Here is a 14031-nt window from a genome sequence, read left to right as displayed (position 1 = left end):
CAAGGCCCGCACGGCATGCTGGCCGCTTCCCTGCTGGAGCGCCGCCGATGCCGTCCCCCCGCCTGCGCCATGAGGCGATCTTCCTGCTGGTGTTCGCCTTGGATCTGGTCAACATGTTCATCGCCACGGTGGCCTATCCGGCACTGGCAGCGGAACTGCACGCTGATGTCGGTACCCTGGCCTGGGTGGGCACCGCCTACATGCTGGGCCTGAGCGTGGTGATTCCGCTGGCGCCCTGGTTGGCCGCGCGCTGTGGTGAGCGTCGCCTGCTGCTGGTGGCGTTGCTGTTGTTCGCGGTTGCCGCTGTGCTGGCCGGTGCAGCACCGGGTATCGGCTGGCTGCTGGGCTGGCGCCTGCTGCAGGGGCTGGCCGGTGGCCTGCTGATTCCGGTGGCACAGGCGGCAGCGTACCGACAATGCACGTCCGACCAGCGTGGCGCGCTGACCCGCCGCATCCTGCTGGTGGCGCTGCTGGTGCAGTGGCTGTCCTGGCGCGGTGTGCTCTGGGCCAGCCTGCCGCTGGCCGTGGTGGCGATTGGACTGGTGCTGGCGTGGATGCCCGCCGATGGCGCGCGCAGTGCGCCGCGCCTGCAGGCCTATGCGCTGTCTACCGCGATGCTGGCGCTGGGCGCGTTGCTGCTGGCGCTGACCTGGCTGGGTGAACCCGGCCATCGGGCCGCCGGTGCCGTAATGCTGTTGATCGCAATGCTGTTGGCGGCGGCCCACCTGCGGCATGCACGGCAGCAGCTGCAGCCCCTGCTGCGCTGGTCGCTGCTGTCCCATCGGGGCCTGCGCCTGGCGATGCTGGTCTATCTGGCAGTGCCCGGTGTGTTCATCGGCAGCCAGCTGGTCAGTACGCTCCAGCTGCACCAGGCCGGTTACAGCGCGGCACGCATCGGCGGGTTGATGCTGCCCTGGGCGCTGGCCTCGGCCATTGCGATCACGGCCAGCAAGCGCCTGCTGGCGCGCTTCGGCCCGGCCACGGTACTGCGTATGGGAATGATCCTGCAGGCCAGCGGCCTGCTGTTGATGGCGCTGTTGCCGCAGCCGGCCTTCGCCTTGGCCGCGCTGTTGTTCGCGCTGATGGGCGCCGGTGGCAGCCTGTGCAGCAGCACCGCGCAGACGCTGGCTTTCCACGGCGTGGAGGGTGAAGCGCTGGGCGATGCCAGTGCCCTTTGGAACCTCAACCGTCAGCTCAGTTTCTGCCTTGCTACTGCCGCCATTGCGCTGTTGCTGGCGCTGGCCATGCAGTGGCTGCCAGCACGCGCCACCAGCGTGGCTCTGGGTCTGGCCGCCGCAATGACGCTGTTGCCGATGGCGTTGCTGCGTCGGCCGCAGAGGATCACCCTTTCGCAACCGGAGAACACTTGATGGCTACGACCGCAGAACATGAAATCCACCACCTGCACGACAAGCTGCAGGCCTGGTTCCGTGCCGATGTCGGCGCCGATGCGCTGGACGATCTGATGGCGCATTTCTGCGCGGACTTCAGCATGGTCGGCATCGCGGGTCACAGGCTGGACCGGAATGCCGTGCAGGCACTGTTCGCGGGTGGTCATGGCGCGCGTCCAGGGCTGCAGATTTCCATCGAAGCCGTGCAGGCGGTGGATGCGCTGTCACCGCTGGCGGTGCTGCGCTATCGCGAAGGGCATTCGCTCGATGGCGGCCGGCCCACATGGCGAGAGTCGCTGGCGGTGCTGCGCCAGGAGCAGGGGCGTTGGCGTTGGCTTGCGTTGCACGAAGTGCCGATGGCCTGACCGGCAGTGCCGGCCGCTGGCCGGCAACCGCGTAACGCGCCCCAGGATCATGAAGTTGCCGGCCAGCGGCCGGCACTACCGGTCGTTGGCGAGCGCGGCGGCACCGCGGGCACATGTGCCATCAGTCCTGCCTGCATCCGCCGCAGAATGCAAAGCCCGCCCACACCTCACGGCTCAAGGCAGGAGTAGGCTTGAGGCTTTCCTGCCGGGAGGGGTTGTCCATGCGTGTGCGTGCCGTCGCTGTAGCCATTGCCCTTTGCCTGTCCAGCACCGTGCTGGCCGCCGATACCCCGCCGATGACCCCGGACATCAGCGGCAAGCCCTTCGTTGCCCCCGATGTCGGTCGTGACTACGACAAGCGCGTGGTGATGGTGCCGATGCGTGATGGCACCAGGCTGTATACGGTGATCGTGGTGCCCAAGGGCGCCCGCAATGCCCCGATCCTGCTGACCCGCACGCCCTACGATGCCGCTGGCCGCGCCAGCCGCAGTGATTCGCCGCGCATGCGCGACCTGCTGCCGCAGGGCGACGAGGTGTTCGTCGACGGCGGTTACATCCGCGTGTTCCAGGACATCCGTGGCAAGTACGGCTCTGAAGGCGATTACGTGATGACCCGGCCGTTGCGCGGGCCGTTGAACAACGCCAAAGTCGACCACTCCACCGACGCCTGGGACACCATCGACTGGCTGGTGAAGAACGTGCCGGAGAGCAATGGCAAGGTCGGCATGCTCGGCTCGTCGTACGAGGGCTTCACCGTGGTGATGGCGCTGACCGACCCGCATCCGGCGCTGAAGGTGGCCGCACCGCAGAGCCCGATGGTCGATGGCTGGATGGGCGACGACTGGCTCAACTACGGTGCGTTCCGCCAGGTCAACTTCAACTATTTCGCGATGCAGACCGAGAAGCGCGGCAAGGGTACGCCGCTGCCCAGCCTCGGCTATGACGACTACAGCACTTTCCTGCGGATCGGTTCGGCTGGCGATTACGCGCGCTTCACCGGCGTGGACCAGCTGACCTGGTGGAAGAAGCTGGTCGAGCACCCGGCCTATGACGGCTTCTGGCAGGGTCAGGCGCTGGACGCGGTGATGGCGAAAACACCGTTGAAGGTGCCGACCATGTGGCTGCAGGGCCTGTGGGACCAGGAGGACATGTGGGGCGCCAACCACGCCTACCAGGCAATGGAAGGGCGCGACAGCGGCAACAACCGCAATTACCTGGTGATGGGGCCGTGGCGGCACAGCCAGGTGAACTACAGCGGCAGCGAACTGGGCGCGCTGAAGTTCGATGGCGATACCGCGCTGCAGTTCCGCCGTGATGTACTCAAGCCGTTCTTCGACCAGTATTTGGTGGACGGTGCGCCGAAGGCGGACACGCCGCCGGTGCTGGTCTACAACACTGGCGAAAACCACTGGGATCGCCTGAAGGGTTGGCCGCGCAGCTGCGACAAGGGCTGTGCTGCCAGCAGCAAGCCGTTGTACCTGCGGGCCGGCGGCAAGCTGGCATTCCAGGCGCCGGCGGCGGGCGAGGGCGACTTCGAGGAGTACGTGTCCGACCCGGCCAAGCCGGTGCCGTTCGTGCCGCGTCCGGTCCGCTTCGGTGACCGCGACATGTGGACCACCTGGCTGGTCAAGGACCAGCGCTTTGTCGATGGTCGCCCGGACGTGCTGACCTTCATCACCGAACCGCTGACCGCGCCGCTGCGCATCGGCGGCGCGCCGGTAGTGCACCTGCAGGCCTCGACCAGTGGCACCGACAGTGACTGGGTGGTGAAGCTGATCGACGTGTATCCGGACCAGGAAGCGTCGACGCCGGAGATGGGTGGCTACGAGCTGCCGGTGTCGCTGGCGATCTTCCGTGGCCGCTACCGCGAGAGCTTCAGCGATCCGAAGCCGCTGGCGGCGAACCAAGTGCTGCCGTACCGTTTCGACCTGCCCAACGCCAACCACACGTTCCAGAAGGGCCACCGGGTGATGGTGCAGGTGCAGTCCAGCCTGTTCCCGCTGTACGACCGCAACCCGCAGACCTACGTGCCGAACATCTACCTGGCCAAGCCAGGCGATTACCAGAAGGCCACGCAGCGGGTCTGGCACAGTGAGGCGCAGGCCAGCTACATCGATCTGCCGGTGTACTGAGGTTGGTGAGATCCGCCGGTGTGCGATGCCCGGCGGCTGCGGTGGTGCCGGCCGCTGGCCGGCAACTGCAATGGCGCAGGAGCGTGTCGACCAAGGTCGGCACCTACCAGAGCTGGGCCATGGCACGTCGATTCAGGCGGCTGGGGTAGTGCCGGCCGCTGGCCGGCATCCGCAATGGCGCAGGAGCGTGTCGACCAAGGTCGACACCTACCAAGGCTGGGCAATGGCATGCTGATCGACCAAGGTCGAGACCCACCAGAGCGGAGCCATCGCAGGTCGATTCAGGCGGGTGTGGTAGTGCCGGCCGCTGGCCGGCATCCGCGATGGCGCGGGAGCGTGTCGACCAAGGTCGACACTTACCAAGGCACTTCACCCCACCTTCGAAGGGCCCGTGCGCCAGCGGCTGGGGACCAGGCCGAAACGCTTGCGGAATGCCGCGGCGAAGTTGCTGGGGTGGCGGTAGCCGCTGGCGGCGGCGGCCTGCTCGACCGTCCAGCCGTCCTCGCGCAGGCCCTGTTCGGCGTGGCGCATGCGCTGCTCGTGCAGGTAGTCGAACACCGAGCAGCCGTACTGCTGGGCGAAATGACGGCGCAGCGAGCTTGGGCTCATGCAGGCCAGCTGGGCCAGCTCGACCAGGCTGTGGGCGTGACTGGGGTCGTCATGCAGGTAGGCACGCACGCGCTCCAGGCGCTCGCGCTGGCCGGCCCGCAGCGTTCGTACAGGGTCGGTCTGCAGATCCTCGGCCTTCAGGCCAACGGCCAGCAGCTGCAGAGCAACGCCCTCGCGCCACAAGGCGTCGATGCCATCTTCCCATGGGCTGTCGAACAACTGGCCGAGTACCGGCAGCAGGGTATGCGGAATGGCCCAGTGGCGGCATTCCAGGTGGCTGTTGAGCGCGGTCTCCAGCTGCGGCAGATGGAACAGATCCGGATCGATCTGGCCGGGCACCATGACGCTGACGCCGCGCATGCGCGTTTCGCCGGGATGCGCACCGGTCATCTCGACCTGCTCGCGGTGGTGCGCGGTCATCGCCGTGCCGGCGCGCAGGGTGAAACCACCGCGTCGCGGAATGCGCACATCGACCTGGCCCTGCAGCATCACGCGGATGGCCAGGCCGGGACTCTGCTGGGCGGTCGCTACATAAGGAAAGCGATTATGGACGTCGGAGGCGATCAGGCTCATGCCGCCGCGCAGGAACTGCTCGTTGACCTCGCCATGGCCGGCCCACTGGTCGTCGCGCAGGTGTTCCGGGTCAGCGCGGTAATCGAAGCCATGACGGTGGCCGAAGCGGCGGTAATCGGCAAAAGTGAAGTATCGGGACATCGCTCGGCACGTACTTTGGAGGTGGACGCTGGCATGACCTCGCCCACGCGCTCTGCAACGCAGATGCGGATCCGGTCGTTACCCGCGCAGGCATGCTGGGAAGCAGTGGCGTGGGCACTCTGGATGGCTGGGGAAACGCCAGGTTGAATGAAGTGTGTCGAAGAAACTGGAAACGTTTCCCATTGTCGCCTCGATTCGCGCGCTTTTGATTCCGATAGGGTCAAAACGATTGACGATTACGGCCAAAGTGAAAATGCCGCCGAGCATACGCCGGCGTTTTGCATGCATATCCGTACGTAATTCCATACATCAACTTGAGTTGAGGTTTCATGGCTGGAACGATCACCCGTAGACGCGGTGTCAGCCAGGCCATCACAGGAATGCGCGTAGGGTGGGGTGGTTGGCTGCTGCAGGCCACTTCGATACCCCCACTGATGGAGAACGCAGATGATTGATTACCAACTCACCGGCAAGACCGCGATCGTGACCGGCGGCGTGTCCGGCATTGGTCTGGCCGTGGCGCAGACCCTGGCGGCGTCCGGCGCGCGGAATTCGGTCTGGGACCTGAAGCAGGATGCGGTGGATGCCACCGTGGCGCAGTTGCGCAACGCCGGTGCACAGGCGATTGGCATCGCGCTGGACGTCACCGACGACGCAGCGGTGGAGGCGGCGGTGCAGCGCACGATCAAGGAACTCGACGGCCTGCATGTGGCGGTCAACAACGCCGGTATTGGCGGGCCGGCCGCCAGCAGCGGTGACTATCCGATCGATGGCTGGCAGCGGGTCATCGACGTCAACCTGACCAGTGTCTTCCTGTGCCAGCGCGCGCAGATCCAGGCCATGCGTGCGGCCGGCAGCGGCGGCAGCATCATCAACATGGCTTCGATCCTGGGCCAGGTGGGGTATGCCGGTTCCACAGCTTATGCGGCGGCCAAGCACGGCGTGGTCGGGCTGACCCAGACAGCCGCGTGGGAACATGCCGCCGACGGCATTCGTGTCAACGCGGTCGGCCCGGGCTTCATCAGCACACCCCTGCTGGAGAAGATGGACCCGAAGGTGCGCGCCACGCTGGAAGGCCGTCACGCCTTGAAGCGGCTGGGTACGGCCGAGGAAGTGGCGGCGCTGGTGGCCTGGCTGGCCAGCGACGATGCCTCGTTCGCGACCGGCGCGTACTACGCCATCGATGGTGGCTACCTGGCGCAGTGAGCGAATGCGGTCAGTAGATCCACGCCATGCGTGGAGGAATGCGTGCGGTGAAGAAGGCGTGCCATCGCCTTCACCGCCGTCCCACGATCGCCGCGCGACGCTCCGGGAAAATTCCGGAGCTTTCCCATGGAACTTACCCAGGATGTCTCGATCCTGCTGCGCGTTGCCGCAGCGATGCTGTTCGGCGGCGTGCTCGGCGTCGAGCGCGAGATGGGCAAGCACGCCGCTGGCCTGCGTACGCACATGCTGATCGCAGGGGCCGCCGCGTTGATCGTCGGCCTTGGCGACTCGGTGGCCGAGCATTTCCAGCAGGAGCGCTACCGCGACCTGCTGCAGGTTGATCCGGTACGCCTGATCGAAGCGGTGGTGGCCTGTGTCGGCTTCGTTGCCGCTGGCACCATCCTGCGTGGGTCACGCGAGGACCAGGTCAGCGGCCTGACCACGGCCAGCTCGTTGATCATGGCGGCGGCCATCGGGATTGCGGTGGGGATCAGCAAGTACGTGATCGCCATCGGGGTGAGCGTGCTGTGCGTGCTGGTGCTGGCGGTGATGCGGCGGTTGGAGAAAAGGATCTCGTAGGGAATCTCGAATTGCCGGCCAGCGGCCGGCACTACCATGCGGACTGAATGGTCGGACCAATATGGCATCTAGCCCTATGGTCTAATAGGTTCCTCGCCGGAGTGGCGGTTAAATCCGCTGCAAGTGGTCTGATCGAAACCATTATTGGTACGACCAATAATCGACAGCCACGGCGATCCACCGCCTGCGGTGGGGCACCTTCCGCATCCAGTCGAGAGTCTTCATGCAGCCCTGGCAACACCTGTACGACCCCGCCGGCAACCTGTGGTTGTCGAGCCTGATCGCGCTGCTGCCGATCGCGTTCTTCTTCGTTGCCCTGGCCGTGCTGCGCATGAAGGGCTGGCTGGCCGGCACGATCACCGTGGCCATCGCGCTTGGCGTGGCCCTGCTGTTCTACCGCATGCCGCTGAGCCAGGCGCTGGGTGCGGCCGGCTTCGGCTTCGTCTACGGCCTGTGGCCGATTGCCTGGATCATCATCGGCGCGGTGTTCCTCTACAAGGTCTCGGTCAAGACCGGTCAGTTCGACATCATCCGCGCTTCGATCCTGTCGGTGACCGAAGACCAGCGCCTGCAGATGCTGATGGTCGGCTTCGCCTTCGGTGCCTTCCTGGAAGGCGCGGCCGGTTTCGGTGCGCCAGTGGCGATCACCGCGGCATTGCTGGTCGGGTTGGGCTTCAAGCCGCTGTATGCCGCCGGCCTGTGCCTGATCGTCAACACCGCGCCGGTGGCGTTCGGTGCAATGGGCATTCCGATCATCGTGGCCGGGCAGGTCACCGGCCTGGATGCCTTCGAGATCGGCCAGATGGCCGGCCGCCAGCTGCCGTTCCTGACCGTCATCGTGCTGTTCTGGATCATGGCGATCATGGATGGCTGGCGTGGCATCAAGGAAACCTGGCCGGCGGTGCTGGTGGCCGGTGGCTCCTTCGCCATCGCGCAGTACCTGACCTCCAACTTCATCGGTCCGGAACTGCCGGACATCACCGCCTCGCTGGCGTCGCTGGTCTGCCTGACCCTGTTCCTGCGCTGCTGGAAGCCGGTACGGATCTTCCGCTTCGATACCGAAACCAGCGCCGAGGCGACCGCACAGGCACTGGAGGCGCCGCGCTACAGCGTCGGCCAGATCGCCAAGGCGTGGTCGCCGTTCCTGATCCTCACCGCGATGGTCACGCTGTGGAGCATCAAGCCGTTCAAGTCGCTGTTCGCGGCAGGCGGCCCGCTGGAAGGCTGGGTGCTGAAGCTCCCGGTGCCGGGCCTCGACCAGAGGGTGCAGAAGATGCCACCGATCGTGGACGCGCCGCTCAGCTATGAGGCGGTCTACAAATTCGACTGGTTCTCGGCCACCGGCACCTCGATCATCCTCGCGGCGGTGATCGCGATCATCGCGCTGCGCATGCCGGCCCGGTCGGCGCTGCAGACCTTCGGCGAAACCGTGCGTGAGCTGCGCATGCCGATCTATTCGATCGGCATGGTGCTGGCCTTCGCGTTCATCGCCAACTATTCGGGCCTGTCGGCAACGCTGGCGCTGGCACTGGCGCACACCGGCGACGCCTTTCCGTTCTTCTCGCCGTTCCTGGGCTGGCTGGGCGTGTTCCTGACCGGCTCGGACACCTCGTCCAACGCGCTGTTCTCGGCGCTGCAGGCGACCACCGCACAGCAGATCGGCGTGTCCGACGTGCTGCTGGTGGCGGCCAACACCACCGGCGGCGTCACCGGCAAGATGATCTCGCCGCAGTCGATCGCCATTGCCTGCGCGGCGGTTGGCCTGGCAGGCAAGGAATCGGACCTGTTCCGTTTCACGGTCAAGCACAGCCTGGTCTTCACCACCATGGTCGGCCTGATCACCCTGGCCCAGGCCTACTGGCTGACATGGATGATTCCCTGAGCCATGCCGCGCGGCCTGACCCCCTGTTACGCGCTTCGGGCCACAATGGCGCCATGAGCACGCAACGTATTTCGGACAAGGTGGCTGCGCAGCTGCGCGGCCTGGTGCAGGAACAACAGCTGCGGCCGGGCGACCGGCTGCCGGCCGAGCGCACCCTGGCGGTGCAGCTGGGGGTCTCGCGCACCGCGCTGCGCGAGGCCATCGCGCAGCTTGCCAGCCAGGGTCTGTTGACCGCACGGGTCGGTGGCGGCACCTACGTGGCCGAGCCTGCGGCGCGCGCGCGGCAGGCGCTGGATGAACCGCTGGCGCCGTACCTGCCGCTGTTCCAGGGCGACCCGGAATACCGCTTCGACGTGCTGGAGATCCGCCATGCGCTGGAAGGCGCCACCGCCTGGCATGCGGCGCTGCGTGCCACCGACGAGGACCGCACGCGCATCGCGCAGGCCTTCCAGACCATGATGGACGCGCACGGCAAGGACGACCCCACCGGTGAAGCGGAGGCTGACGCGGCCTTCCACCTGTCCATCGCCGAGGCCTCGCACAACCTGGTGCTGCTGCAGGTGATGCGCGGCTTGTTCGAACTGCTGCAGACCAACATCTCGCAGAGCCGCGAAAAGCTCTACACCTCGGCGAGGACCTTTTCGCCGCTGTCCGACCAGCACCGCGAGATGATGGACGCGGTGCTGGCCGGCGACCCCGAACGCGCGCGCGCCGCCGCGCATGCCCACCTCGAGTTCGTGCACACCACGCTGCGCACGCTCGATGACAACGAAGCCCGGCGTGCGCGGGCCTCGCGTCTACCTTCCCCACACGGTTGACCCCATGATCATCTCCGCCTCCACCGATTACCGTGCTGCTGCCGAACGGCGGCTGCCGCCGTTCCTGTTCCACTACATCGATGGCGGCGCGTATGCCGAGCACACGCTGAAGCGCAACGTTTCCGACCTGTCCGACATCGCGCTGCGCCAGCGCATCCTGCGCAACATGTCCGACCTGAGCCTGGAAACCGAGCTGTTCGGCGAAACGCTGGCAATGCCGGTGGCGCTGGCGCCGGTCGGCCTGACCGGCATGTATGCCCGGCGCGGTGAAGTGCAGGCGGCGCGCGCGGCCGACAGCCGCGGCATCCCGTTCACGCTGTCGACCGTATCGGTGTGCCCGATCGAGGAAGTGGCACCGGCCATCCAGCGGCCGATGTGGTTCCAGCTGTACGTGCTGCGCGACCGTGGCTTCATGCGCAACGCACTGGAGCGGGCGCAGGCCGCTGGCGTGACCACGCTGGTGTTCACCGTTGACATGCCGGTGCCGGGCGCGCGCTACCGCGATGCACACTCCGGCATGAGCGGCCCGAATGCCTCGCTGCGCCGCATCGGCCAGGCCATCACCCATCCGCACTGGGCGTGGGACGTGGGACTGTTCGGCCGCCCGCATGATCTGGGCAACATCTCCACCTACCGTGGCAACCCGACCGGGCTGGAGGATTACATCGGTTGGCTGGGCAGCAACTTCGATCCCTCCATTTCCTGGAAGGACCTGGAGTGGATCCGCGAATTCTGGAAGGGCCCGATGGTGATCAAGGGCATCCTTGACCCGGATGACGCGCGTGATGCGGTCAGGTTCGGTGCCGATGGCATCGTGGTCTCCAACCACGGTGGCCGCCAGCTGGACGGCGTGCTGTCCACCGCGCGCGCACTGCCGGCGATTGCCGACGCGGTACAGGGCGATCTGAAGATTCTCGCCGATTCGGGCATCCGTACCGGCCTGGACGTGGTGCGCATGCTGGCGCTCGGTGCCGATACCGTGCTGCTGGGGCGTGCCTTCGTCTATGCGCTGGCCGCGCAGGGCGAGGCCGGCGTGGCCAACCTGCTGGACCTTATCGCCAAGGAGATGCGCGTGGCGATGACACTGACCGGTGCGCGTCGCATCGCTGACATCGGCCGCGATTCGCTGGTCAGCCTGCCATGAGTGGCCACGATGCCGTGCTGGCACAGTTGCGCGACGCGGTCGGCAGCCGCCATGTACTGACCGGTGACAAGGCTACCCGCCGCTTCCGTCGCGGCTACCGCTTCGGCGATGGCCCGGTACTGGCGGTGGTGCGTCCGGGTACCTTGCTGGAACTGTGGCACGTGCTGCAGGCAGCGGTGCAGGGCGGGGCGGCGATCATCCTGCAGGCGGCCAATACCGGGCTGACCGGTGGCTCGACCCCGGACGGCGATGACTACGGCCGGCCGATCGTGCTGGTCAGCACGCTGCGCCTGACCGGCATCCAGCTGTTGAACGAAGGCCGCCAGGTGCTGTGCCTGCCCGGTGCCACGCTCGACCGCCTGGAGCAGACGCTGGCACCGCTGGGCCGTGAACCGCATTCGGTGATCGGCTCGTCCTGCATCGGCGCCTCGGTGCTGGGCGGCATCTGCAACAACTCCGGCGGCGCGCTGGTGCGCCGTGGCCCGGCCTACACCGAGCTGGCGCTGTACGCGCGGGTCGATGCGCAGGGCCAACTACAGCTGGTCAACCATCTCGGCATCGCGCTGGGCGATACGCCCGAGCAGATCCTGCAGCGCCTGCAGGCCGGCGACTACAGTGCGTCGGATGTGGGGGACGGCGACGGCCGCGCAGCCTCCGATCCGCGCTACGCAGACGAAGTGCGCAAGGTCGACGCCGATACCCCGGCGCGCTTCAATGCTGATCCCAGCCGCCACTACGAGGCTGCCGGTTCGGCCGGCAAGCTGGCGGTGTTCGCGGTGCGCCTGGATACCTTCGAAAAGGAGACCGCCGAAGTCTTCTACATCGGCAGCAACCGCACCGACAGCCTCACGGCGATCCGTCGCCAGCTGCTGACCGGCTTCGAGCGCCTGCCGATTGCCGGTGAGTACATCCACCGCGATGCCTATGACATCGGCGAGCGCTACGGCAAGGACAGCTTCCTGCTGATCGACCGCCTCGGCACCGCACGTGTACCGGCCGCGTTCGCATTGAAGAGCCGCGTCGACGGCTGGTTCGAACGGCTGGGCCTGCGTGGGGTGACTGACCGGGTGATGCAGGTTCTGACCGGCCTGCTGCCCTCGCACCTGCCCAAGCGCATGGGCGAGTTCCGCCAGCGCTACGAGCATCACCTGTTGCTGAAGGTCTCCGCGCAGGACGCAGCAGAAACCGAGGCCTGGTTGCGCGGCTTCTTCGCCGGGCACGAAGGCGGCTTTTTCCACTGCACGGCCGAGGAGGGGCGCAAGGCGTTCCTGCATCGCTTCGCCGTGGCCGGTGCCGCGGTGCGCTACCGCGAAGTGCATCGCGGGCAGGTGCAGGACATCGTGGCGCTGGACATTGCCCTGCGCCGAGATGATGCCGACTGGTTCGAGCAGTTGCCGGCCGATGTCGACGGCCGCCTGCTGCACAAGCTGTATTACGGGCACTTCCTGTGCCACGTGTTCCACCAGGACTACATCGCGCGCAAGGGTGAAGACCCGATGGCGATCGAGCACGCGATGTGGGCGCTGCTGGACCAGCGCGGTGCCGAGTACCCGGCCGAGCACAATGTCGGTCACCTGTACCCGGCCAAGCCGGCGCTGGCCGGGTTCTACAGGCAGCTGGACCCGAGCAACACGTTCAATCCCGGTATCGGCCAGACCTCGAAGGCCAAGGGCTGGGGTGGCTGCGATTGCGGATGATGTAGAGCCGCCCCTATGCTCGGCTGCTCCTGCCGACAGACAGCAGACGAGCATGGCTCGACGCCGCCCGGGCAACGGTTACCATCGGAAGCCCATCCGCAGGAGCCATCCATGCCCACCGCCGCCGTCCGCGCCACCCTGTGCACTGCATTGCTGGCGACCCCGCTGCTGGCGCTGGCCCAAAGCGCGATCCTGCCGCAGCAGCGCGATGCCGCCGGCAACGTGATGGAGCCGCTGGGACAGGTACTGATCGCGAGTGAGACTGGACCGTCGGGGCTTTATGACTGCACGCGGGACGGCAACTGGTGCGTACGCGTGCAGCCGGTTGCCGAGGAGGGTAACCGGCCGACCGTGCTGGAAGTGCTTGAGAAGGCACCGGGCCAGGGCAAGCCGCACAGCTACCACGTCAGCATCGACGTGCCGCAGGAAAGCGAGCTGTCGCTGTGGCCATGGATCGTGCGGCTGGCCCCTGGCGTGGGCAGCGATGAACCGGTGACCGACCCGCAGCAGCGCGCCCGCCAGAATGTGCTGGTGGGTGGCATCGTCAAGTTCAGCACCATGTACTCCGGTGGAGGTGCCGACGCGTCCACGCTGCAGCTGGCACGCGTGCGTCACCTGCAGGACGACATCCAGGTGGACGACGACGTGCTGACCGTGCCATGGCTGGGCAATGCGATGATCCGCGCCTGTTTCAGCGAGCAGGACATCAAGCAGCGCGCCGGTGCCTGCCACGACGAATACGGGTTCTCGGCGAAGCTGGCGCTGGATACGGTTGCCGAGGGCATGCCAGTGCTGCGCTACCAGACCGTGGCGACCCGGTACCCGGCCGGTGTTTCGCGCTTCGAGGATTCGCTGGCCAGGGGGCCGCTGAAGAAGCAGGATCTGCGCATCGAACAGGACCCGGCGTGTACCTACACCCGGCTGTTCCGCTTCGGGGCGGGGATGTTCCACCCGGACCAGGCACTGCCGGACTGTGCCGGCTATACCGAACCCTGAATTGTAGCGTCGAGCGATGCTCGACGGGTCTTCGGATGGGCGGCGCGAAAAGCCAGTCGAGCATGGCTCGACCCTACAAAAGCGGTGGCGGCGCTTACTCGCAGCGCGTGGACGTGATGATGTTGTCCTTGTCCACGAACACGCGCAGGCGGTCCTGGCGGATGTCCTTGGTGGTGATGGTGCTGGGGCCGATCGGGTTGACCAGGCCGGCACCACTCTCGCGGGACAGGCGGCGGATGTTGGGCTCATTGGCCGGCTGGCCGATCGCCCAGCCCAGCTGGCTGGCGTCGCAGCGGCCGCTGCCTTTGACTTCCGGGCCAGGGGTGCTGACGCAGGCCGACAGCAGCAGGGCAGAGGCCGGCAGCAACAGGGACAGACGGAATGCAGACATGCGAGCGCTCCTGCGCAGGGGAAGATGGCGGGAAGGATAGCACCGAGCGTGCGAAAGGCGTCAGCGCCCCGGTCATTGCCGGCACAGCGTGGTCATTGCATAGTGGG

12 protein-coding genes are annotated in these 14031 nt (G+C 66.7%); 10 read left to right on the top strand and 2 right to left on the bottom strand.

The window, feature by feature from the left end; translation table 11 throughout:
- Positions 1-47 precede the first annotated feature (47 nt).
- The 3 genes from CKW06_RS14445 to CKW06_RS14435 all read left to right on the top strand — a co-directional run bounded on the left by CKW06_RS14445 (position 48) and on the right by CKW06_RS14435 (position 3888).
- Positions 48-1370 carry an MFS transporter gene (locus CKW06_RS14445; protein WP_024957569.1) on the top strand — a complete coding sequence of 441 codons (1323 nt, stop codon included), beginning with the start codon at positions 48-50 and terminating at the stop codon, positions 1368-1370.
- On the top strand, positions 1370-1756 hold the full coding sequence (locus tag CKW06_RS14440; protein ID WP_024957568.1) for a DUF4440 domain-containing protein: 387 nt from the start codon (positions 1370-1372) through the stop codon (positions 1754-1756). Before CKW06_RS14445 ends, CKW06_RS14440 begins: the two co-directional genes overlap by 1 nt.
- A 221-nt stretch (positions 1757-1977) precedes the next feature.
- The gene (locus CKW06_RS14435) at positions 1978-3888 is read left to right on the top strand and encodes a CocE/NonD family hydrolase (protein WP_024957567.1); all 1911 of its coding nucleotides are present in this window, start codon (positions 1978-1980) and stop codon (positions 3886-3888) included.
- A gap of 369 nt (positions 3889-4257) precedes the next feature.
- Here the strand turns inward: CKW06_RS14435 and CKW06_RS14430 are convergent, their stop codons facing one another.
- A complete protein-coding gene (locus CKW06_RS14430) occupies positions 4258-5211 on the bottom strand; it encodes a helix-turn-helix transcriptional regulator (protein ID WP_005413776.1) in 954 nt (317 codons plus the stop codon).
- A 447-nt stretch (positions 5212-5658) separates the two neighbouring features.
- Between CKW06_RS14430 and CKW06_RS14425 the strand changes: the two genes are divergently transcribed.
- The 7 genes from CKW06_RS14425 to CKW06_RS14395 all read left to right on the top strand — a co-directional run bounded on the left by CKW06_RS14425 (position 5659) and on the right by CKW06_RS14395 (position 13533).
- Entirely contained in the window at positions 5659-6417 is a 759-nt protein-coding gene (locus tag CKW06_RS14425) for an SDR family NAD(P)-dependent oxidoreductase (RefSeq protein ID WP_024957566.1), read from the top strand.
- Between the two features lie 126 nt (positions 6418-6543).
- Positions 6544-6996: an MgtC/SapB family protein gene (locus CKW06_RS14420; RefSeq protein WP_005413774.1), complete on the top strand. Its 453-nt coding sequence runs from the start codon at positions 6544-6546 to the stop codon at positions 6994-6996.
- 223 nt (positions 6997-7219) lie between these two features.
- Complete coding sequence (lldP, locus tag CKW06_RS14415; RefSeq protein WP_024957565.1) at positions 7220-8878, top strand: L-lactate permease; 1659 nt, start codon at positions 7220-7222, stop codon at positions 8876-8878.
- Between the two features lie 53 nt (positions 8879-8931).
- Positions 8932-9696, top strand: coding sequence for a transcriptional regulator LldR (gene lldR / locus CKW06_RS14410; RefSeq protein WP_024957564.1), 765 nt, complete (start codon positions 8932-8934; stop codon positions 9694-9696).
- 4 nt (positions 9697-9700) lie between these two features.
- The gene (gene lldD / locus CKW06_RS14405) at positions 9701-10840 is read left to right on the top strand and encodes an FMN-dependent L-lactate dehydrogenase LldD (protein ID WP_005410033.1); all 1140 of its coding nucleotides are present in this window, start codon (positions 9701-9703) and stop codon (positions 10838-10840) included.
- Entirely contained in the window at positions 10837-12537 is a 1701-nt protein-coding gene (gene dld / locus CKW06_RS14400; RefSeq protein ID WP_024957563.1) for a D-lactate dehydrogenase, read from the top strand. The genes lldD and dld overlap by 4 nt, the downstream gene beginning before the upstream one ends.
- A gap of 111 nt (positions 12538-12648) precedes the next feature.
- Positions 12649-13533: a hypothetical protein gene (locus tag CKW06_RS14395; protein WP_024957562.1), complete on the top strand. Its 885-nt coding sequence runs from the start codon at positions 12649-12651 to the stop codon at positions 13531-13533.
- Positions 13534-13627: 94 nt separating this feature from the next.
- On the opposite strand, the gene CKW06_RS14390 is transcribed toward CKW06_RS14395, so the two are convergent.
- Positions 13628-13924: a hypothetical protein gene (locus tag CKW06_RS14390; protein WP_005413768.1), complete on the bottom strand. Its 297-nt coding sequence runs from the start codon at positions 13922-13924 to the stop codon at positions 13628-13630.
- Between the last annotated feature and the right edge of the window lie 107 nt (positions 13925-14031).

The organism is Stenotrophomonas maltophilia, assembly GCF_900186865.1.
In the GTDB taxonomy this organism is placed as follows: Bacteria; Pseudomonadota; Gammaproteobacteria; order Xanthomonadales; family Xanthomonadaceae; genus Stenotrophomonas; species Stenotrophomonas maltophilia.
The sequence above is the reverse complement of the archived record's forward strand: the minus strand, read 5'-3'. Positions and strand labels throughout refer to the sequence as shown.